Annotated in this window: 16 protein-coding genes and 3 tRNA genes; 13 read left to right on the top strand and 6 right to left on the bottom strand. The window is 68.1% G+C overall.

Annotated elements, in window-relative coordinates; all coding sequences use genetic code 11:
- The first annotated feature begins 36 nt into the window (after positions 1 to 36).
- Entirely contained in the window at positions 37 to 1,941 is a 1,905-nt protein-coding gene (dnaG, locus tag AB0N66_RS24755) for a DNA primase (protein WP_365438869.1), read from the top strand.
- A gap of 211 nt (positions 1,942 to 2,152) precedes the next feature.
- A complete protein-coding gene (locus tag AB0N66_RS24750) occupies positions 2,153 to 3,466 on the top strand; it encodes an RNA polymerase sigma factor (RefSeq protein WP_365438867.1) in 1,314 nt (437 codons plus the stop codon).
- Positions 3,467 to 3,614: 148 nt separating this feature from the next.
- On the opposite strand, the gene AB0N66_RS24745 is transcribed toward AB0N66_RS24750, so the two are convergent.
- The 4 genes from AB0N66_RS24745 to AB0N66_RS24730 all read right to left on the bottom strand — a co-directional run bounded on the left by AB0N66_RS24745 (position 3,615) and on the right by AB0N66_RS24730 (position 9,375).
- The gene (locus AB0N66_RS24745) at positions 3,615 to 5,594 is read right to left on the bottom strand and encodes an ABC transporter ATP-binding protein (RefSeq protein WP_365438865.1); all 1,980 of its coding nucleotides are present in this window, start codon (positions 5,592 to 5,594) and stop codon (positions 3,615 to 3,617) included.
- Positions 5,594 to 7,327 (bottom strand): ABC transporter ATP-binding protein, encoded by a 1,734-nt coding sequence (locus AB0N66_RS24740; protein WP_365438863.1) that lies wholly within the window; start codon positions 7,325 to 7,327, stop codon positions 5,594 to 5,596. Before AB0N66_RS24740 ends, AB0N66_RS24745 begins: the two co-directional genes overlap by 1 nt.
- A gap of 223 nt (positions 7,328 to 7,550) precedes the next feature.
- Positions 7,551 to 9,005, bottom strand: a complete 1,455-nt coding sequence (locus AB0N66_RS24735) for an FGGY family carbohydrate kinase (protein ID WP_365438861.1) — start codon at positions 9,003 to 9,005, stop codon at positions 7,551 to 7,553.
- 64 nt (positions 9,006 to 9,069) lie between these two features.
- Positions 9,070 to 9,375, bottom strand: coding sequence for a YtxH domain-containing protein (locus AB0N66_RS24730; protein WP_365438859.1), 306 nt, complete (start codon positions 9,373 to 9,375; stop codon positions 9,070 to 9,072).
- 147 nt (positions 9,376 to 9,522) lie between these two features.
- Between AB0N66_RS24730 and AB0N66_RS24725 the strand changes: the two genes are divergently transcribed.
- From AB0N66_RS24725 to AB0N66_RS24715, 3 genes are all read left to right on the top strand, one after another.
- A tRNA-Asn gene (locus AB0N66_RS24725) sits at positions 9,523 to 9,595 on the top strand.
- Positions 9,596 to 9,600: 5 nt separating this feature from the next.
- Positions 9,601 to 9,673: transfer RNA gene (locus AB0N66_RS24720), tRNA-Asn, on the top strand.
- Between the two features lie 167 nt (positions 9,674 to 9,840).
- Positions 9,841 to 9,917: transfer RNA gene (locus tag AB0N66_RS24715), tRNA-Ile, on the top strand.
- Between the two features lie 338 nt (positions 9,918 to 10,255).
- Here AB0N66_RS24715 and AB0N66_RS24710 read toward each other — a convergent pair.
- Positions 10,256 to 10,465: a hypothetical protein gene (locus AB0N66_RS24710; protein WP_365438858.1), complete on the bottom strand. Its 210-nt coding sequence runs from the start codon at positions 10,463 to 10,465 to the stop codon at positions 10,256 to 10,258.
- Between the two features lie 1,070 nt (positions 10,466 to 11,535).
- Here AB0N66_RS24710 and AB0N66_RS24705 point away from each other — a divergent pair.
- The 3 genes from AB0N66_RS24705 to AB0N66_RS24695 all read left to right on the top strand — a co-directional run bounded on the left by AB0N66_RS24705 (position 11,536) and on the right by AB0N66_RS24695 (position 13,556).
- Positions 11,536 to 12,144, top strand: coding sequence for a class I SAM-dependent methyltransferase (locus AB0N66_RS24705; RefSeq protein ID WP_365438856.1), 609 nt, complete (start codon positions 11,536 to 11,538; stop codon positions 12,142 to 12,144).
- Between the two features lie 927 nt (positions 12,145 to 13,071).
- Positions 13,072 to 13,194, top strand: coding sequence for a hypothetical protein (locus AB0N66_RS24700; protein WP_365438854.1), 123 nt, complete (start codon positions 13,072 to 13,074; stop codon positions 13,192 to 13,194).
- Between the two features lie 23 nt (positions 13,195 to 13,217).
- Positions 13,218 to 13,556: a hypothetical protein gene (locus AB0N66_RS24695; protein WP_365438852.1), complete on the top strand. Its 339-nt coding sequence runs from the start codon at positions 13,218 to 13,220 to the stop codon at positions 13,554 to 13,556.
- A 428-nt stretch (positions 13,557 to 13,984) separates the two neighbouring features.
- On the opposite strand, the gene AB0N66_RS24690 is transcribed toward AB0N66_RS24695, so the two are convergent.
- Entirely contained in the window at positions 13,985 to 14,881 is an 897-nt protein-coding gene (locus AB0N66_RS24690) for a helix-turn-helix transcriptional regulator (protein ID WP_365438850.1), read from the bottom strand.
- 897 nt (positions 14,882 to 15,778) lie between these two features.
- Between AB0N66_RS24690 and AB0N66_RS24685 the strand changes: the two genes are divergently transcribed.
- The 5 genes from AB0N66_RS24685 (at position 15,779) to AB0N66_RS24665 (ending at position 21,663) form a co-directional block, all read left to right on the top strand.
- On the top strand, positions 15,779 to 17,026 hold the full coding sequence (locus tag AB0N66_RS24685; RefSeq protein WP_365438848.1) for an ice-binding family protein: 1,248 nt from the start codon (positions 15,779 to 15,781) through the stop codon (positions 17,024 to 17,026).
- Positions 17,027 to 17,319: 293 nt separating this feature from the next.
- Positions 17,320 to 17,910 carry a DUF5819 family protein gene (locus AB0N66_RS24680; RefSeq protein WP_365438846.1) on the top strand — a complete coding sequence of 197 codons (591 nt, stop codon included), beginning with the start codon at positions 17,320 to 17,322 and terminating at the stop codon, positions 17,908 to 17,910.
- Complete coding sequence (locus AB0N66_RS24675; protein WP_365438844.1) at positions 17,900 to 19,018, top strand: HTTM domain-containing protein; 1,119 nt, start codon at positions 17,900 to 17,902, stop codon at positions 19,016 to 19,018. Before AB0N66_RS24680 ends, AB0N66_RS24675 begins: the two co-directional genes overlap by 11 nt.
- A gap of 180 nt (positions 19,019 to 19,198) precedes the next feature.
- Positions 19,199 to 20,413 (top strand): low temperature requirement protein A, encoded by a 1,215-nt coding sequence (locus AB0N66_RS24670; RefSeq protein ID WP_365438842.1) that lies wholly within the window; start codon positions 19,199 to 19,201, stop codon positions 20,411 to 20,413.
- Between the two features lie 122 nt (positions 20,414 to 20,535).
- Positions 20,536 to 21,663, top strand: a complete 1,128-nt coding sequence (locus tag AB0N66_RS24665; RefSeq protein ID WP_365438840.1) for a hypothetical protein — start codon at positions 20,536 to 20,538, stop codon at positions 21,661 to 21,663.
- Positions 21,664 to 21,719 lie beyond the last annotated feature (56 nt).

Genomic DNA, 21,719 nt, shown 5'->3' with positions numbered 1-21,719 from the left:
CGCTCGACTGTCACACCCTCACCGTAGAATCCATCCGTGGCCGGAAGGATCAACGACGAGGACGTGAAGGCGGTTCGGGACGCGGTCCCGATCGACGCCGTGGTGTCCGAGTACCTCCAGCTGCGCAACGCGGGCGGCGGAAACCTGAAAGGTCTCTGCCCCTTCCACGACGAGAAGTCCCCGTCCTTCCAGGTCAGCCCGAGCAAGGGGCTCTTCCACTGCTTCGGCTGCCAGGAAGGCGGCGACACCATCGCGTTCGTGATGAAGGTCGACCACCTCACCTTCTCCGAGGTGGTCGAGCGCCTCGCCGCCCAAGCCGGCATCACGCTGCGCTACGAGGAGGGCGGATACAACCCCTCCCACCAGCGCGGCGAGCGCATCCGTCTGGTCGAGGCGCACAAGGCGGCCGCGCAGTTCTACATCGAGCAGCTCGACACCAGCTCCGAGGCCGACACGGGCCGCAAGTTCCTCGCCGAGCGCGGCTTCGACCAGTCGGCCGCCGCGCACTTCGGCGTCGGCTACAGCCCCCAGGGCTGGGACCACCTCACCCGCTACCTCCGCGGCAAGGGCTTCACCGACAAGGAACTGCTCCTCTCCGGCCTCTCCCAGGAAGGCCGCCGCGGCCCCATCGACCGCTTCCGCGGCCGCCTGATGTGGCCGATCCGCGACATCGGCGGCGAGGTCGTCGGCTTCGGCGCGAGGAAGCTGTACGAGTCGGACAACGGCCCGAAGTACCTGAACACGCCCGACACGGCGATCTACCGTAAGTCCCAGGTCCTGTACGGCATCGACCTCGCCAAGAAGGACATCGCCAAGGCCAGCCGGGCCGTCGTCGTCGAGGGTTACACGGACGTCATGGCCTGCCACCTGGCCGGCGTCACGACGGCGATCGCGACCTGCGGCACGGCGTTCGGCACCGACCACATCAAGATCCTCCGCCGGTTGCTCATGGACAACGGCTCGGCGCGCGTGATCTTCACCTTCGACGGCGACGCGGCGGGCCAGAAGGCCGCCCTGCGCGCCTTCGAGGACGACCAGAAGTTCGCCGCCGAGACCTACATCGCGATCGCCCCGGACGGCATGGACCCGTGCGAGCTGCGCCTCGCGAAGGGCGACGCGGCGGTCGCCGACCTCGCCGAACCACGCACCCCGCTCTTCGAGTTCGCGCTCCGCCAGATCGTCCTCAGGTACGACCTCGAAACGCCCGCGGGCCGCGCCGGCGCGCTCGACGAGGCGGCGCCCATCGTCGCCCGAATCAAAAACACCGGCGCCCAGCACGAGGTCGCCGTGCAGCTCGCGGGCATGCTCGGCATCCTCGACACCCAGTTCGTCGTCAAGCGGGTGGCCCAGCTGGCCCGTTGGTCCCGCGACCGCGGCGGCAAGGGCCCCGCGCCGGACCGGCAGCGCCCCCAGCAGACGTACGCCGCCGGGGCCCAGGCGCCCACCGGCGGCCCCGCCCTGACCCTCCGCAACCCAGTCTTCGCCACCGAGCGCGAGCTCCTCAAACTCGCCCTCCAGCGCCCGGAGTTGGTCTCCCCGGCCTTCGACGCGTACGGGATCGACGAGTTCACCGCCGCACCGTACGCCGCCGTACGCCAGGTGATCATGGAAGCGGGCGGCGCGGAGTACGGCGTCCAGGACCCCCAGGAGTACCTGATCCGAGTCCGTGAAGCCGCCCCGGACGACGCGGCTCGCGCCATGGTCACCGAGCTGGCCGTCGAGGCGATCATGCGCAAGACGGTCGACGAGACCTACGCGGGCGACCAGCTCGTCATGGTCCGACGGCGCGCCGTCGACCGCCGGATCCGTGACGTCCAGGGCAGCCTGGCGCGCCAGAGCGCCCACGGCGACCCGGCCCAGCTGGCCGCCGTACAGAACGAGTTGTGGGTGCTCCAGCAGTACGAGCAGGCGCTGCGGGAGCGGGGCGCGGAGGCGCTCTGAGGGTGGCACGGGCGGTGCGTTCGCTCGCCCGCCGGACTTCTGCGGGCTCCACCCCGGCGCGTTCGTCCCTCAAGTGCGCCTTTCAACTGGTTTCGAGCCCCCTAAAACGCGCACTCGTGCATGAAAGTAACCGCGCGGTCACGGACCGGACGCAAAAAGTCACCGCACGCCCCTCGTGGCGGCGATGTGTCGTACTCCACACTGGGTTGCGGTGCCTGAGTCCTCGAAGCGCGGCCGACCCGCACGCGACGGGTCCCCGATCCCCGCGGTTCCGCCAAACGACTACGGGATGGACAGCGGCGAGGCCGTCGACCCCATCTCCGACGTAACGCTGCCGCATGCCTACGCAGCGACATTCCTGGAGGTCGCCCCCGTGCAGACCCAGACCCTCGCACAGACCGACAACACCACGGATACGGACGCGGACGCCGAGACCGACGCCGTCGCGGCGGTACCCCCGCAGAGCCGTGCCGCGCATCACCCCGAAACGGAGCCGGAGAGCCCGCCCGAGCTGGACGAGGAGCCCGCGGGCGCCGCCGAGAGCACCGAGGTGGAGGCCGAGTCCGAGGTTCCCGAGCCCGTACCGCCCCGAGGCCGTGCCGCCGACACCGGTGGCCCCTCCTCCGACCTGTTCCGCCAGTACCTGCGCGAGATCGGCCGGATCCCCCTGCTCACCGCGGCCGAGGAAGTCGAACTCGCCTGCCGTGTCGAGGCCGGCCTCTTCGCCGAGGAGAAGCTCCGGCTCGCGTCCGATCTGGACAGCCAGCTCGCCCTCGACCTGGACAAACTGGTCGTCATGGGCCGCATGGCCAAGCGCCGCCTCATCGAGGCGAACCTGCGGCTCGTCGTCTCCGTCGCCAAGCGGTACGTGGGCCGGGGCCTGACCATGCTCGACCTGGTCCAGGAGGGAAACCTGGGCCTGATCAGGGCTGTTGAGAAGTTCGACTACGCCCGTGGGTACAAGTTCTCGACGTACGCGACCTGGTGGATCCGTCAGGCCATGTCCCGGGCCCTCGCCGACCAGGCCCGAACCATCCGAGTCCCGGTCCATGTCGTCGAGTTGATCAACCGGGTGGTGCGTGTGCAGCGGCGCATGCTCCAGGAGCGCGGCTACGAACCGACTCCCGAGGAGGTCGCCGCGCACCTCGACCTGCCGAGCGAGCGGGTCAGCGAAGTCCTGCGGCTGGCCCAGGAACCGGTGTCCCTGCACGCCCCCGTGGGCGAGGAGGACGATGTCGCGCTCGGCGACCTGATCGAGGACGGCGACGCGACGTCTCCCGTGGAGTCCGCCGCGTTCCTGTTGCTCCGTGAGCATCTGGAGGCGGTTCTCTCCACGCTCGGGGAGCGGGAGCGGAAGGTCGTCCAGCTCCGGTACGGGCTGGCCGACGGGCGTCCCCGCACCCTGGAGGAGATCGGCCGCATCTTCGGCGTCACGCGCGAGCGCATCCGCCAGATCGAGTCCAAGACCCTCAACAAGCTCCGGGACCACGCGTTCGCGGATCAGCTACGGGGTTACTTGGACTGAGGCCGGAATCTTCGGCGCCGGAGGGGCTAAAGATCTTTAGCCCCTCCGGCGTTCGAGGAGCGGGGTCTGGGGCGGAGCCCCAGGAGGAAGGGACGGGTAGGGGCGGAGAGGGCGAAAAACCACTCCCCCCACCCACCCCCGCCACCCGTCAGTCGACCTCAGCCACCGCCTGCGCGAACTGGGCCTTGTACAGCCGCGCGTACGCCCCATCCGCTGCAAGCAGTTCCGCATGCGCGCCCTGCTCGACAATGTCCCCGTTCTCCATCACCAAAATGGTGTCCGCATCCCGAATCGTCGACAGACGGTGCGCGATGACGAACGACGTACGCCCGTGCGCGAGCTTCGCCATCGCCTTCTGGATCAGGACCTCCGTCCGGGTGTCCACCGAACTCGTCGCCTCGTCCAGCACCAGGATCACCGGTTCCGACAGGAACGCCCGGGCGATGGTGATGAGCTGCTTCTCACCCGCGCTCACCCCCGACCCCTCGTCGTCGATCACGGTGTCGTACCCGTCCGGCAGCGTACGAATGAACCGATCCGCGTGCGCGGCTCGCGCGGCCTCCTCGATCTCGCCACGGGTGACACCCACCCGTCGCCCACCACCACCCTTGCCAGAGGCGCTTCGCGCCGCCCCTTCTACTCCAGCCCCGTACGCGATGTTCTCCGCGATCGTCCCCCCGAACAGCCAGGTGTCCTGGAGCACCATGCCGATCCCGTCCCGGAGTTCGTCCCGGGACATGGCGGCGATGTCGACCCCGTCGAGAGTGATCCGCCCACCGGTGACCTCGTAGAACCGCATGAGCAGGTTGACCAGCGTGGTCTTGCCCGCTCCCGTCGGTCCCACGATCGCGACCGTGTGGCCCGGCTCCACCTTCAGCGACAGATCCTCGATGAGCGGCTTGTCGGGGTCGTAGCGGAAGGACACGTTCTCCAGTGCCACCCGCCCGCGCAGCTCGTCGGGACGGATCGCGGGTACCGGATCGGCTTCCTGCTCCTCCGCGTCGAGCAGCTCGAAGATCCGCTCGGCGGAGGCGACGCCGGACTGCACCAGGTTGGCCATCGAGGCGACCTGCGTCAGCGGCATCGAGAACTGCCGCGAGTACTGGATGAAGGCCTGCACGTCACCGATGGACAGCGAGCCGGAAGCGACCCGCAGCCCACCCACCACGGCCACCAGCACATAGTTCAGGTTGGACACGAACATCATCAGCGGCTGCATGACCCCGCTGTTGAACTGCGCCTTGAACCCGGCCTCGTACAGCTTCTCGTTCTGCTCGGCGAACTGCGCCGCCGACTCCTCCTGCCGCCCGAACACCTTCACCAGGTTGTGCCCGGTGTACATCTCCTCGATGTGCGCGTTGAGCTTGCCGGTGGTCCGCCACTGCTGGACGAAGTGCGGCTGCGAGCGCTTGCCGACGCGGGTGGCGATGACGAAGGACAGCGGCACGGTGACCAGTGCCACCAGGGCCAGCAGCGGCGAGACCCAGAACATCATCGCCAGCACACCGATGATGGTCAGCAGTGAGTTGATGAGCTGCCCCATCGACTGCTGGAGCGTCTGCCCGAGGTTGTCGAGGTCGTTGGTCGCCCGGCTGAGCACCTCACCGCGCTGCCGCTTGTCGAAGTACGACAGCGGAAGCCGCGACAGTTTCGCCTGGAGGTCCTCGCGCATCCGGTACACGGTCCGGTTGACCGACCGGTTGACCAGCCGCGTCGCCACGGCCATCAGTACGCCTGCCAGCAGGAACACCACGAGCGCGAGCCCCAGCACCTCGCCGACCGCGTTGAAGTCGATGCCCTTGCCGGGAGTGAAGTCGGTCCCGGAGAGCATGTCGGCCGTGCCGCCCTCGCCGCGCGCCCGCATGGCCGCGAGGACCTCGGCCTTCGTTTCGCCGGCGGGCATCTCCCGCCCGATGATGCCGGAGAAGACCAGGTCGGTGGCGCGGCCCAGGATCTTCGGGCCCACCACCGAGAAGCCCACGCTCAGCACCACGGCGACGAGCATCCCGTACATGGTGGTGCGCTCGGGCTTGAACTGTGCCAGGAGCCGTTTGCCCGACCCCTTGAAATCCATCGAGCGCTGATCGGGGCCGCCCCCGGCCATCATCCGCCCCATAGGCCCGGCCATCAGGCAGCCTCCGCTTCCGTGAGCTGGGAGAGCACGATCTCCCGGTAGGTCTCGTTGCCTGCCATCAGTTCATGGTGCCGCCCGGTGCCCACGACCCGGCCCTCGTCGAGGACCACGATCCGGTCGGCGTCCCGGATGGTCGACACCCGCTGGGCGACGATCACCACGGTCGCCTCGGCGGTCTCGTCGGCGAGCGCCGCGCGCAGCATGGCGTCGGTCTTGTAGTCGAGCGCCGAGAACGAGTCGTCGAAGAGGTAGATCTCCGGCCGCTGCACGAGGGTGCGGGCGATCGCGAGACGCTGCCGCTGACCACCGGACACATTGGTGCCGCCCTGTGCGATGGGGGAGTCGAGCCCGTTCTCAAGACCCTCCACGAAGCCCTTGGCCTGGGCCACCTCCAGCGCGTGCCACAGCTCCTCGTCGGTGGCGTCCGGATTGCCGTACCGCAGGTTCGTCGCCACCGTGCCCGCGAAGAGGTACGGCTTCTGCGGGACGAGCCCGACCGTCTTGGCCAGCAGCTTCGGCTCGATGGTCGCCACGTCCACGCCGTCGACGAGGACCTCGCCGTCGGTGGCGTCGAACAGCCGGGGGACGAGCCCGAGAAGCGTCGACTTGCCACTGCCGGTCGACCCGATCACGGCGGTCGTCTCTCCCGGTCGCGCCACCAGGTCGACGGCCCTCAGCACCGGCTCCTCGGCACCCGGGTAGCGGAACCCGCCGCCCCGGATCTCCAGGTGGCCGTGGCGCCGCAGTTCCAGGACGGGCGCGGTCGGCGGCACCACACTGCTGGCGGTGTCCAGTACTTCCTCGATGCGCTCGGCACAGACCTCCGCGCGCGGCACCATCATGAACATGAAGGTGGCCATCATCACGGACATCACGATCTGCATGAGGTAGGCGAGGAACGCGGTCAGATCGCCGATCTGCATGCCCCCGCTGTCGATCCGGTGCGCACCGAACCACACCACGGCGATCGACGACAGGTTCACGACGGTCATGACGATCGGGAACATCAGCGCCAGCAGCCGTCCGGTGCCCAGCGACACCTCGGTCAGACTGGCGTTCGCCTTCTGGAAGCGCTCCTTCTCGTAGTCATCGCGTACGAAGGCGCGGATCACGCGGTTGCCGGTGATCTGCTCGCGCAGCACCCGGTTCACGGTGTCCAGGCGGACCTGCATGGTGCGGAACAGCGGCCGCAGCCGCCGGATGATCAGCGTCACGGAGATGCCGAGGACCGGCACCACGGCGACCAGCACCCCGGACAGCGGCACGTCCAGGCCGAGGGCCAGGATGATGCCGCCCACGCACATGATGGGCGCCGACACCAGCATGGTGAACGTCATCAGGGTGAGCATCTGCACCTGCTGGACGTCATTGGTGGTGCGGGTGATCAGCGAGGGCGCACCGAACTGGCCGACCTCGCGCGCCGAGAACGACTGGACGCGATCGAAGACGGCGGCCCGGATGTCCCGGCCGACCGCCGACGCCGTACGGGCTCCGTAGTAGACGGCCCCGATGTTACAGACGACCTGCGCCAGCGAGATCGCGATCATCACGCCACCGAGGGACAGGATGTAGCCCGTGTCGCCCTTCACGACACCGTTGTCGATGATGTGCGCGTTGAGTGTGGGCAGATAGAGCGTGGCGCAGGTCTGCAGGAACTGCAGCAGCACCAACAGAGCGATGGGTTTCTTGTACGGACTGAGGTACGTACGAAGCAGTCGTATGAGCACGCGGGTCTCTCGGATCGTCGGCGGCAGGAGGATCGGCGGGCGGGCGGTGGGTGACCACTTGGGCGTGACCGCTTGGGCGGTCGGTGGTGCCCCACCCCCTATCGTCGAACACTCCACCCGTGTTACCTCAACCGATTAACCCAAGTGCAGGCCAAAAACCGACCCGTCCTCGGACTTCGGGCCTACTTCCAGGCCTTCGGAGCCGGTTGTCCGAATTTCTTTGCTAGCCCCGGAACGCTCCCGGATGCGTCTGCTCCCGTACGGACACGTACTGCTGTCGTACGGCCTGCCCCATGGCCAGCTCCTCGCCGGGCTCCAGCACCTGGGCGACCGGGCCCTGCCAGGCGGGCGGTGTGCGCGGGTCGAGCGTGCCCTGTGAGGCGCCGAGCGCCCAGGCCGCCTGCCGGGCCGCGCCGAAGGCCGCGTAGTCCGCGGGCTGCGGCACCACGACCTGCACGCCGAACAGCGCGGGCGCCACGGCCTGTACGGCGGGCAGCTCGGCGGCCTGTCCCAGCAGGAAGATCCGGCGTACGTCGACACCCCGGCCGCGCAGCACGTCGAGCGCGTCCGCGAGCCCGCACAGCATGCCCTCGAACGCGGCCCGCGCCAGATGCTCGGGCCGCATCGACTCGCGCCGCAGCCCGGCCAGCATTCCCGCCGTGTGCGGCAGGTTCGGCGTCCGCTCGCCCTCCAGATAGGGCAGCATCACGAGCCCGTGTGAACCAGGCGTCGACTTCATCGCCAGGTCGGACAGGCTCTCCAGGTCGGGCAGCCCGAGAAGTTCGGCGGCGCCGCGCAGGACTCGTACGGCATTGAGCGTGCTGACGACCGGCAGATGCATCCCGGTCGCGTCGGCCAGCGAGGTGATCATGCCGGAGGAGTCGATCAGCGCCTCGCGGTGTACGGCCATCACGGACCCGGAGGCTCCCAGTGACACGACCGCGTCGCCGAGCCCGATGCCGAGACCGAACGCCGCCGCCATGGTCTCGCCGGTCCCGGCGGAGATGAGGAGCCCCTCCGGGGTGGTACCCGCTGCGTCGGACGGGCCGAGCACCTCGGGCAGCCCGACCTGGTGCCCGAGCGCCAGTTCGACGAGATCCGGCCGGTAGCCGCCGGTCGCCGCCGACCAGTACCCGGTCCCCGAGGCCCCGCCCCGGTCGGTGGTCCTGCGCACCGGCCGCCCGAGCAGCTGCCACACCAGCCAGTCGTGCGCCTGCATCAGGAACGCGGTGCGTCGCGCGGCGTCGGGTTCGGCCCTGTTCAGCCAGCGGAGCTTGGTCACCGGCTGGCCGGCCTGCGGCACGCAGCCCACGGCCTGGGCCCAGGCCTCGCGCCCGCCGAGCGCGTCGACGATGTCGGCTGCCGCGACCTGCGCCCGCTTGTCACTGCCGACGAGCGCGGGCCGCACCGTGTTCCCCTGCGCGTCCAGCGGAACGAGTCCGTTCTGCTGCGCGGACACGCCGATGGCCTGCACACCTTCGAGGAGCCCGCCGCCGGCCGCCTCTCCCAGGGACAGCAGCCAGGCCTGCGGATCGACATCGGAAGGACGCCCGCCGCCCTCGGCGGGCTCGACCGGATGCGCCGCATAGCCCTGCTTGAGCACGGTGCCCGTGTCCGCGTCGCAGACGACGATACGAGTGAAATCGGGCGAACTGTCCAACCCGGCGACTATCCCCATGGCGCAAATTCTGCCGTACTAAGTGAGGAGACGGCGCCGGACCGGCTGCGTCCATGCCCGATCGCTACGTGTTGGAGGTGCCCCAGTCGTCCTCGCCACGGCCGTTCGTGTTCCGCTCACGCAGGGAGCGCACCCGGTCGGTCACGGAGGTGGGGACACGGTCGCCCACCTTCTCGCTCACCGAGTGGTACGCCTTGCCCGCGAACTCACGGCCCTGCTGGGCGGCGGTCTCGGCGGTGTTGCGCACCGCCGGATTCTGCGAGATCCGTTGCGCGGACTTCTTCAACTGCTCGTAGCGCTCGCGCCCGGCACGTGTGCCCAGCACGTAACCCAGAGCCAGTCCGGCGACGAATGTGAGCCGGTAGCGCATGACGGCCACCCTTCCCTTGCGTCGGCATCGGTGTGGGGGCGGAACCGATTGGCGGAGCACCCCCCTGCTTGCGCTAATGTATGTGTCGCAGCGAGCGCACGCCCCCTGGCGAATACCCAGGTAGGTGCGTTCGATGCAACGAAGCGATCCCCTGTAGCTCAATTGGCAGAGCAGCCGGCTGTTAACCGGCAGGTTACTGGTTCGAGTCCAGTCGGGGGAGCTCGATCTCCTGTAGCTCAATTGGCAGAGCAGCCGGCTGTTAACCGGCAGGTTACTGGTTCGAGTCCAGTCGGGAGAGCAGCGGAAGAGGACCCCTCAGGGGTCCTTTTTCATGTCCGCCGGAACCACGCGCGGCGCGCCGAAGTCCTCATGGTCATGCGTTGCCGACCATCCGAAGCAGGAGATCGTATGAGCGGCTATGCTGCGGCAGACGGCGCGCACAAATGTGCGCGACGCGCCGTAGATGGGGCGGTAGCTCAGCCGGTTAGAGCAGCGGACTCATAATCCGTCGGCCGTGGGTTCGAGTCCCACCCGCCCCACCATGCGCGGTTCCTGACCTGCGGAAACGTTCCTTGTGAGGTGTTGGGGCGTCAACTCCGCCTGAACGGACTGAATCCGCTGCGCGCGAGTTCGGAATCTCGTGTGTCTCGTGCTGTTCGGAAGTACCTTGACGGCTTTGACCTGCGATGGAACAGGAAATCAAGATTGTTGTCGGCCTCCGGGACCGCTGCCCTGGGGCTCGAAGCCAAGGTCCAGGGATCAGACAGGGACCAAGACGCCGCCGCTGCGCCGCCTGTGTGGGATCCCGGGCCGGGGCACTTCTCAATTCGCTGGCTGTAGGCCGTCGTCCGCAGGGGTCCGGTCGGATACCGCGCGCACCTTAAGCGGAGTGGGTGCTGCTCGTGCTGCCACCAGTGATGAGATCGGTGCGGTACTGCTGGCTGTAGTGCTGATCGGCGACCTCGGTCGTGGCTGGTTCGATGTGCGGGAGGGGTCCGTGGTGCCCGCCCCGTTCCGCGCGAGCACGGCGCCAGGGAGTGCGCTGGGCCGTCAGGAGACCGCCCGAACTGAAAACGGCCCTGCGGGTCACTCGGATCACGGTCGGCGACCGAACCGGAACCCTACGGTCGTGCAGAGACCGGGTCATCATGCTGTACGGCGGAAGACCTCCGCTCGCGCGGACAAGCGGGTCTTCGTCCTTGCGCATGTCCTGGTGTGCTTATTGCCCTCAGCGCGAGCGGAGGTGTTCCGCCGGATGCGACTTGGACTGCGGCGCCGTCATGGCGATGCCGTGGGCTTGAGACGACGGCGGAGTGGCCGATCTCGGTACTCCGTGACCGGCCACTGGGCGAATGCGATCTCCGAAAGCAGCACGTTGACTGCGGGAACGGGGTCGCGGGATCGGCGACGAAGTCTACGCCGCGCGATCCTCGACCGACCCTGAGCCAAGGGCGGGCCGTCCGGGGCTAGATTCCCAGACGGCCTGGCCTTCAGGTTCGCCCACGTGAACGTTGAACGGCACTGTGCGCTGACCCCCGACGTAGAGGCGCAGCAGTGGTGTCGTCGCCCGCCGCCACGTAAGCAGCCAGCGCCGCGAACTGCTGCAGCGTCGCGGTGTACGGCAACTGGGGCGCTGGCGCGCTCGACTCGACACGCCATGCCCGGTGCGCGGCCAGTAGCTCGGCCCGCTGGCTGGGGTCGGAGTCCCGCAGGACCAGGTGAAGGGTGACGAGGTCGCTCCCGCAGCCGCTCTGGGTACGGGCCGAACCCGCCCATCGGCAGGCAGGACTCGATGAACTTCCACTGGTCGTCGGTGAGTTGCCTGCGCGTCACGCCCACCGTCCTACCGGGTTCCCTCCCCGCACGGAGACGGAACCCGAAGATTGATCACAACATCACACAGGCCTTAGGCGGTCTGGCCAACATCGATATGAACACTGGATACTTTCGGAATGAAGTTCCGGTGACCGCACTGTCGCGGTCCGGCCGGGGCGCCACTTTCAATGCCACCCACCTGGAGGTCTCTGGTGACCGGTTGCGGATGTACGCGCTGCCCGACGACTCGGACCGGCCCGGGCAGTCGCCCCTGCTCGTCCTCGAAGCCGAGATCTGGCGCTGTGACGCTCTGACGGAATTCGGTCCGACGGGAGAGGCCACGCCATGCCTGACTCAGTCCGTGCGCAGTACTACGAGCATCGGGCCCCGGTCTACGACGCGACGAGCTATCGGGGCAACCCCGAGACAGACGCGGGTCTCGACCTGGAGACGGCCGAGATCGGAGACCTGCTTCCCCGTTCTCTGCCTCCGGACAGCCGGATCCTGGAGGTCGGCTGTGGAACCGGAGTGTGGACACAGTTCCTGCCCGGCCGGGTCACCGCCATGGACCAGAGCCAGGGGATGCTCGACATCGCCCGGACCCGGGCTCCTCGCGCCCAACTGGTCCGGGCCGCCTTTCCTCCGCTGCCCTTTCCGGACGATGCGTTCGACCTCGTATTCGCCGCCAACTTCTACGGGTTGCTCGTAGCGGACGAGCGCGACGCGTTCCTCGCCGAGGCGAGCCGCGTGGCGCGCGGACTCGTCATCCTCGACCTGCGCAGCGACGGCCGCACGCACATGGAAGGGCTGGAACACCGCGAGGTGGACGGCGTCCCCTACCCGATCTTCCGGCGGCGGTTCACCCCGTCCAGTCTCCTCGCAGAACTGGGCGGAGACGTCCTGTATCCGGGCCGCTACTTCCTCGTGGTCAGGGCACCCCTGCGCAAGGACTGACAGTGATGATTGCGGCGGCTTCGCCCCGAGTAGAGGGGCGGAGCCTCTGCGCGTTGGAAGGGGAATCCGCTGCTCGGCAGGTTCGACCGCGACTGCTGAGCTGGAGCGACAGTCGGGATTCCTTATCGGGTAAGTCCCCTCAGGCAGCGGCAGGGACCACGGAGGGACCGCAAGGACAGGAACCAACCGACAAAGACTGCGCATAGCCAACACAGGCACGCATGCCTGACCTGCAAGAACGCCTTGAATCGGCACTGATCGGCAAGGACCGCCAAGATCCTCGAAGGACTCATAATCCGTCGGCCGTGGGTTCGAGTCCCACCCGCCCCACTTGAAACGTGGTCTGACCTGCGGAAACGTTCTTTTTGGGTGTCGGGGCGTCAACTTTGCCTGAACGGACTGAATCCGCTGCTCGCGTCTTCGCGAGCCGATGTGGCCTCCGTCGGCTGTTGCTCCCCTGACCTGCGTGGATGCACGCCAACGCACCCCTGGCGAGCCCGGTTCTGGTCGGCTTTGCTGCGACGGCGCCATGGCTTGAGGCGGTCTTGAGGCCGCCGGTATCGCGAAAACGTCCGGGAGTGGGGTGACCTGTGACCAGCCGTCTGCGTGGGTCTCCGGGTTCGAAGTGGAGATCATCTGGGCCTGTGGTCTCGTAAGGAGCGCGTCTGGCGATGGCGGGTAGGCGTCAAGGAACTGCCCCAAGAGGAAACGGCCCGTGGAGTAGCTGACTTCCTGGTTTAGGGCCTCACGGTTTCGGTTGGGCAGGTAGCCGGGCGGTTGCCGACGGGCCTCGTTCAGCTGGTCGGATGACAGCGGACTACGGATTGCCCCTCCGCCGCCGATCTCGCCAAGGCACCGCCGGCCCAGAAGCTTCACACCGCGACGCGGGACGCCGCGGGCCTCGCGGGTGCCGCCTACGGCGTGGAGGTGGGTGCCTCGATCGGCTCGGCCATACCCGGAGCGGGTACCGTCGTCGGCGGTGTCGCCGGAGGCATCCTCGGCAGCGGTGCGGCGTCCGATGTGGCCGACAAAGTCATGAATTGGTTCTGACCCTGGATGGAGGCATCCTCGCAATGAGCGGTACCGAGCCTGTCGGCCTGCTGCAAGTGGACATCGTGTACGAGCGGCCCTCGGCGAACAGGGTGGTCTGCCACGCCCGCTGCGTCAGTGTGGGGCGGAGCATCTTCCCCGGCGATTCGGTGCTCCCGGCAGACAGCCCAGTGGATGCCGGGGCTCCCCCGGCCCGGGTGGTCCAGATGCACCGGCCGCCGTTCGGAGAGTTCTCCGAACTGTCCCCCGCCTGGCACGCCGTCGTCGATCTCGAAGGCGCGGACCTGTCCTGGGTACAGCCTGACGCGAACCTCCGAGTGGTCCCGCCGACAACCGGCACGGAGCAGGGACAGGCGGACTGAGCACCGCCTTCAGTGGCAGCCGACCAGAGGCCTGTGCCTCCTCGGCCCGCAGAGGCTCGACGAGTGGGGCGCCACAGAGTACGGATGGTCATGCGGTGCTCGACGCCGTGGGCCGCGTGATCCAGCAGCTGTCAGGTCGATCACCATCACCACGAATGACTCCCGGGGGCGGCTCCGCGCCGGCGTGGTCAGCCACCGGTCGGTGACCTGTCCCCAGACGTCCTGGCCCGCGAAAACGGCCGCAGAGGCTCTGCCCATCCCGGGTGGAGCCTCTGCACCCAGTCCGACCAACAAAGACGTCAAGGATAGGCGTGGATCAGCAAGGCCCGCCAAGATCCCCCAATGGACCTTGGCGGCTTAAGCCAAGGTGCTCGGCGGCAAGCTGAAAATCATCGCTGACTGCCCTCGCCAGGGCGAAGCCCTCCACCTCATCGATCGACGCTCACGTCACGGAGCGAGGAAGCGTCTGCGTTGACGTAGGTCTTGATGGCGTCGGCGATGAAGTGGCGGGTGTTGTCCGGATCGAGGGCCAGGGCCTGCAGGTGGGCGTATGTGAGGTCGTAGTGCTCCAGGACGGATCGTTTCTCCAGGTAGAGGTCGCTGGTGGATCCTTCCAGGTACACCACCCCTGCCTCGGGACTGTCGGCGAACCTCAGGATGGAGAACTGCCCTGAAAGGCCAGGGTGGGCCCCCACGTCGTAGGGGAGGACCTGCACGGTGATGTGCGGCTCGGCGCCCAGTGCGTTCAGGTGCTCCAGTTGTTCGCGCATGATGTCCGGACCGCCCACGACGCGGTGCAGTACCGATTCGTCCAGCACGACCCACAGCCGCAGCGGGCGGGCCGGGTGGTAGATCCGGTGCTGACGGCGCAACCGCACCCTGAGGCGCGTGGTGGCCTGGTCGGCGGTGACCGGCGGGATCGTGTTCTCGATGACCGCGTGGGCGTAGGCGGGCGTCTGCAGCAGGCCCGGGATCACTGTGGGCTCGTAGGCGTGGATGCGGACGGCGTCCGCCTCCAGGCCGATATAGGTGCTGTAGGGGATGTCGCCGTAGGCGTTCCACCAGCCCTGCTGCCCGGATTCCTTGGCCATCCGCATCAGTGAGTCGACGACCTGCTGGTCCGTCACTCCGTAGATCGTGCAGAGGTCGCGCACATCGCGGGGGCTGATGGCGCGCTGGCCGTTCTCCAGCCGACTGATCTTGGGCTGGGAGACCAGGAGTCGCTCCGCCACCTGTGTACTCGTCAGGCCGCTGGCTTTCCGCAGCATGCGGAGCTCGGCTCCCAGGCGGCGTTTTCTGACGGTGGGACTGACGTTCGCCGCCACGGGCTGTGTGCCTCCGGCTTCAGGGCCTTCTGCCGGTCGGCAGCCTGCCATGATCAGATTCGGTGAGCGCATTGTGTACCGCCCTGGAGGGGCCGTACGCGATCGTCTGGCGGAGTCCACCTGTCTGGCGTAACAGGGAAGTGAACTCGGTTCCGCGACCGGGGTGTTGGCGGGCCATGTGCATTGACCGCAGTTTCCCGCTCGGGCTGGTCCGCTTTCTGGTGCGGCAGTCGTACGTGTGACGGCGATGCGGGTCGAGAACGAAGTTCTCACGTACTCGTTGGTGCTCCGGCTTTTGAGGCAACGGCTCCGGCATAAACACGCCGGAGTGATCCTACGGGGCTACTGCACGTGAGAGTGAATCAACCCCCAATTCAATATTACTGCGGCGGGCGCGGCTTGGGATTGCTCACGTGTGGCATCAACCCGCCCGGTCTCCTGCGGCCTCCATGTGCCGATTGCTTTGGTACGGCGGCGTGATCATGGCAGCTGGATGTGTCCTGCAGCGGTCGCCGGCTCAAGCCGCTCACGAGAGCTTCGAGCGACTCGCTCCTGGTGACAGCCATGGGGCGGTCGCCTCCGCTGCCCTCGTGCAGGTGGCTGCGCGGGCTTCCTGCGGTACGCCTTCCCTCCCGTCAGCGGTGACCGACTGTCTCGTGACGGGAATTGCTCTCCGGCGGATATCCCCAGTGACTGCCCGGGTGGTAAATCGAAGCCATCCGGCCCATTAAGTATTCCTATGCACTTCGCAGTTGGCTCGTCGATTCCGGCGGAGTCGCTGGAGTGAATCCCGCCCCGTTTCTTCCTGCGTAATATGCCAACGACACAAAACAGGCGATTCCCTGCGACCGAGAACCGCCGCCAATGCACTGACCCCTCACAGGAGTTGGCCCCTCGATGACGCTGAATATCCCTGATGCGCCGCTACGGCGCGCCATGTCGGTCTGGTTCGCGGCGGTTGCGGCCGTGGTGATCGCCGCCGTCGTAATCGCGTTGACGCCGACACGCGCCAACGCCGTTGCCACACCCGTACCTCTGGGTACGGCGAGCAGCTTCGCCGTCCTGGCCGGTTCACAAGTCACCAACACCGGGCCCTCGTCGATCACCGGAGACCTTGGAGTGCATCCGGGCACGGCCATGATCGGATTCCCGCCCGGAACGGTGTTCGGGGCCCAGCACTCCGCGGACGCCGTGTCGCTCCAGGCCAAGAGTGACCTGGTCACCGCGTACAACAACGCGGCCGGTCAAGCGCCCGACGTCACGTATCCCACCGCTCCCGATCCCGTGGAGCTCGGTGGCAGGACGCTGGATCCGGGGGTCTACAAGGCGCCGATCTCCGCGGGCATCACCGGCACGCTCACTCTCGACGCACATGGGGACCCCAGTGCCGTATGGGTCTTCCAGGTCGGTTCGACTCTGACGACGGCGTCCGGCAGCAACGTGTCTCTCGTCAACGGTGCCTCGCCGTGCAACGTGTACTGGCAGATCGGCAGCTCGGCCACTCTCGGTACCAACTCCGCTTTCGTGGGCACCATCATGGCCCAGGAGTCGATCACCGTCACCACGGGAACGACCATCGCCGGCCGGGCGCTGGCCCGCACCGGCGCCGTGACGTTGGACAACAACACGATCAACCGGGGTACATGTGCCTCCGGCGGAACCACCGGTGGGCTGATCACGGGTGGTGTGGTCGCCGGTGCCACGTCAGGTGGCGCGACTGAGGGCACCACGGGCAGCACCACGGTCGGCGCCATCGGCGGGGTGCCGACGGGCGGCGGAACCGGCGGTGTCCTGGGCGGTCTTCTCGGCGGCGTCCTGACATCGGGCGGAACCACCGGCGGGGCCCTGGGCGGCCTCGTCGCCGGGGCTACTACGAGCGGCACTACGGGTGCTACCACCGGCGGTGTCAACGGCGGTGCGACCGGTGGCGCGACGACAGGTGGCTCGACAGGTGGCTCGACGGGCGGAAACGGCCACGGCGACCACGGTGAGAAGCCCGACAACCATGGCCACGGTGAGAAGCCCGACAATCACGGCCACGGTGAGAAGCCCGAGCACGGCGGGTATGGCGGGCATCAAGGCAAGCCCGACAAGCCCGAGGACTACGGCAGCAATCACGAAGGTGACCACAAGAAGTCCGCCTAGCTCCATCTGAGTGAGCAGGACGAGCGGCGCGCGACGGATCGTTGTCGATTCCGTCGCGCGCTGTTGGCGAAATCTCAGGAGACGCAATGAGAGAAGCCAGGACCGAAAGGCCGGGTGGGGCCGTGCAGGGCGGCGTTGAAACGGTGGGTGTCGACGAACCGGACCGGATCGGTGAGGCGCCGGCAAGGCAGAGAGACCGAGCATGGCAGAGAGACCGAAGGGGGAAGGCCCTTGCGTTCCAAGGGCCTTCGAAGCCTCCGCCCATCCTCCTGAAGGCGGGAACGAGCGCCACCGTGGTCGTGTGTCTGGCGACCGCCCTGGTCCATGTGCTCCTGGTGTTCCTGCACGTGGCGCCCCCGAATCCCCTCTCCCAGCAGTACAGCCGGCAGGTCGACGCATGGGTCTTCCCCCTGTTCGAGCAGAACTGGCGGCTCTTCGCGCCGGATCCGGAGTCGGTCAACCGGCAGATCTCGGCAAGGACCCTGCACACCGCTCCCGACGGCAGCACCCAAGTGAGCGGCTGGGTCGATCTCACCGCCGTCGACAACTCCGCGGTGAAGCACAACGCCTTCCCGAGTCATACGACTCAGAACATGCTGCGACGGGCCTGGAGCTCCTACCTGGAAACCCACGTGGGTGACGACCGGCCACGCTCGCAACGGGCGCTGATGATGCAGCAATACCTGACCAACATCGCGGCGGATCGCATCGCCGGCCGCCGACACGGCACCTTCGAGTCCGTCCAGCTGCGGGTGATCACCGTGCCCATCGCCGCACCCGCCGCACCCGCCTCGACGAGTGGTGCCGACCCGGCCGCCGCGGCACCGAAGCCTGCGGAAACGTGGTATCTGCCCTGGTGGAAGGTGGAATCCCATGGAAACTGAGCAGCCACTGGCACCGCAGCGGCGTACTCCCGAAGGGGCGGACGCAGGCGTGCTGCACCGGGTGCCGGAGCGGATCGGCGCGGTTCTCACCGTCCTGACGGAGCGGCCTGTCTCCCTCTACGCCGCGGCGGTCCTTCGTATCGGATACGGATTTCTCTATCTCGTCTTTCTGCTGCGCGAGTTCCCGAACCGCGATGAGATCTGGGGTCCTGGATCACCGTGGACGCCCGAGCTGGCGAGGCAACTGTTCGACCAGACGGGGTGGGCAAGCATCCTGACCCTGTCCGACAACCGGGCCTATTTCGAGGCCTGTTACGTGCTGGCCCTCATCACCTCCGTGCTGTTCCTGCTGGGCTGGCGCACCAGAGTGGTGTCCGTGGTGTTCGCGGTGGTGGTCGCGTCGTTCCACGCCAGGGCGATCTTCATGACCGACGGAGGGGACAACCTCATCCTCCTCATGGGCGTGTACCTCGTCTTCACCGCATGCGGCCGCCGCTGGTCCCTGGACGCGCGCAGAACCCGTCTCAGGTCCTCCGAGGTCAGACCGGTCCACACGCCGATGGGTCAGGGAGCGGCCGAACTCCGCCGTTCCCGCCACACCTTGACGGCGGTGCTGCACAACTGCGGCATGTTCGTCATCGCGGCCCAGGTCTGCTTCCTCTACGGGGCGGCGGGTCTCTACAAGGTGCAGGGCGGCTCGTGGGGGAACGGGACCGCCCTCCACTACGTCCTGAATCTCGATCTGTTCCGCCCCTGGCCGGAGCTCTCCCTGATGGCGGACGAGCACGACGCGCTGATCGCCATCGCCTGCTATCTGACAGTGCTGTTGCAGGTCGCGTTCCCGTTCGTCCTGTTCGGACGGCTCAAATACCCTGTCCTGACCATGCTGCTCGGCATGCACCTGGGCATCGCCGTACTCATGGGGCTTCCGCTGTTCTCCGGCGCGATGATCATCGCGGACGCCGTGTTCCTGCCGGACCGCTTCTACAGGTCCTTGGAGCGATTGTGGCGGCGCGCCGGCCGAGCGACAGACGGCGGAAAGATGCGGCTTTCGACGCGCGGAGAGCCAGTACTCGTGCCACCGCAGCTCACACCGTCGAGTCGCTGAGGGGCCCTGGATCGTCTCCCGGGCCGGCACAAACCGGCAGGCCAAAAGGGGACTTGCCGCGAGTGTCCGGTCGACAGCACACGCGTGCCCGGGCCCCGGAAGTAGGCTGCGGGCCGGCCTCACTCGGGGCATCGTGGATGTGAGCCGCCCGGTGCGGTGTGAGCGAAGGGCGCCCTGCTGATGACCGAGGACACCCCGCCGGGAGCAGGACACGGCCGGACCGTCGTCCCCGTGGTCCGCATGACAGCTCGCAGCCGTGACGAACCGCACCGGGCCGCCACCCCACTGGAACTTCTCTTCGACCTGTCCTTCGTCGTTGCGGTGGCACAGGCCGGAGCGCGCCTCGTCCACGCCCTGGCCGAGGGCGATCCCGGGCACGGCATCGCCGGCTATCTGTTCGTGTTCTTCGCCATCTGGTGGGCGTGGGTGAACTTCACCTGGTTCGCCTCCGCCTACGACACCGACGATGTCCCCTACCGGCTCGCCACCCTGGTGCAGATGGCCGGCGTCCTGGTCCTGGCCGCCGGAGTCCCGCGCGCCTTCGACGAGGCGCAGTACGGTGTCGCGATCACCGGCTACCTGATCATGCGCGTGGCGCTCACCCTGCAGTGGCTGCGGGCAGCACACGGCGAGACCGGGGCGGCGAGAACAGCCGCCCTGCGCTATGCCGCCGGGCTGGTGGTGGTACAGGTCGGCTGGGTCGTGCTGCTGTTGCTGCCCGACGCTGCCTGGGCCTGGGGAGTCATCCCGATGGTGGCCGCCGAGCTCGCCGTGCCGGCTTTCGCCGAGCATCGCCACCGGACTCCCTGGCACCCGCACCACATCGCCGAACGCTACGGCCTGTTCACGATCATCGTGCTCGGCGAGACCATCGCCGCCGCCACAGTGGCCGTGCAATCGGCTCTGGACGAATCAGCGGCCTTGGACGAACTGCTGCCGATCGCCGCGGGAGGGCTCGTCATCGTCTTCGCCGCCTTCTGGATCTACTTCTCCGTGCCGATCCACCTGTACCTCGCCTCCAACCGGCAGGCTTTCGTGTGGGGCTACGGCCACTACCTGATCCTGGGATCCGCCGCGGCGATCGGCGCCGGCATCGAAGTCGCCGTCGAGCAAGTCACGCACCACGCCCACATCTCCACGCTCGCGGCCTCCTTCGCCGTCACCGTGCCCACCGCGCTCTTCATGATCACGGTGTGGCTGGTGCACGCACGCCAATTCAAACAGGGCCTCGCTCAGCAACTGGTCCTTCCGATCGGAGCCCTGCTGGTCCTTGCTACCAGCTTCGCCGGACATTGGGCGGTCCCTTTGGCCGGCCTGGCCACGGCCTGCACCGTCGGCACCGGCGTTTATCTCGCCGCCACACAGCCCCGGCGGCCGCAGACCCGCCGCGACTGACCCACCAGGCACGCCGGCCATTTCCAAGAGCTGTCCGGTCGGTCACCGCGGCACTGCACAAAAGCTGTTGGCCCAGGACCACGGACCCGGGAGAATCCGGATGCCGGGAGCGCGGAGGGTCAATGACGGTGTTCATATGTGTGGGTTGCGACACCGTGTTGAGTGCTCCGGTGTCGCAGGTTGCGCTTCCCGTCCACACCCACCAGAAGTGGGGAAACGGAGTGCTGCTCCCGGTGCTCATGGATTCGGGTACGTACGCCGTGGATCCTGCCCCTTGGGGGCCGCCACGGCGGCGGTGGAGCGAGGTCGGAGTGGACGAAGCGGCGGCCCGCGGTGTGTTCGCGCCGGTGTACGCCCTGTCCTTCGGCGCCCCGGGAGCCATCGTCGTCGCACCCGGTGACACCCGCGGCACCGTCCTGATCCCGGGACGACGCGGCGGCTACTGCTGTGGACTGGACGGCAGCGACGGCCCGAACCTCGCGTGTGAGCAGTGCGGACGGGCGGTGGCGTCCCGTGTCGACGACTGCTCGCTCTGGCAGTCGGTGCGGTTCGCCCCGGACGCCGTACGCGGCCTGCCCACCGACGCCGACGAGCCCGCCGGTCGGACGGTCGGCTGGGAGGCGGCGATGCGGGAGCGGCCGGGTACGCCGCCGGTCGATCAGTCCGGAATGTGGAGCCCGCGGTGGGAGGCGGCTGCGGGCGCCGGACTGGCTCACCTGCTGGCCGCCTCATCGGGGATGCCCGTGGCCGTCCCGGACGGTCTCCCCACGGACATGTTCGGCCGCGCGCTCGACACGCTGCTCCCGGCCGGTACGTCGGTGAAGACGGGGGCGTCGGCCGGTACGGCGGTGAAGGCCGCGGCGTCGACCGGTACGCCGGTGAAGACCGCATGGCTGGCCGGACCGGGTCTGCCCCGCACGGACCCTGCCCCTGACATCTTCCTGGTGCCGCGGCATCCGCGGACGGGGGACCCGTGGCAGCCCTCCAGCACCGCGCAGACCGTACCCCTGCCCGCCGATGTGTGGGCGCACCTGGCCTTCCCCGGCGAACGGATGCCGGTCCCCGCGACAGGCGGGCTGCCTGACGACGTCCTGCGTGACGACCCGTTGCCGATGCGTCCAGGGAGGCTGTTCCGGCCGGATTGGGAGGTCTTCCTCGACAATCTGGCACGGCTTCCAGCCGTCCGGCAGCCATGGTTGCGCAGCATCTACGACCGGCTGCACGACCGCCCGTACGACCGCCCGTTCTAGTGCCGCACGGCGTTGGTTCGCCAAGGGGCGGAGCCGCCTCCGTTCGTCCGGCGACC

It is taken from the genome of Streptomyces sp. NPDC093544 (assembly GCF_040683495.1).
GTDB lineage: Bacteria > Actinomycetota > Actinomycetes > Streptomycetales > Streptomycetaceae > Streptomyces.
The sequence above is the reverse complement of the archived record's forward strand: the minus strand, read 5'-3'. Positions and strand labels throughout refer to the sequence as shown.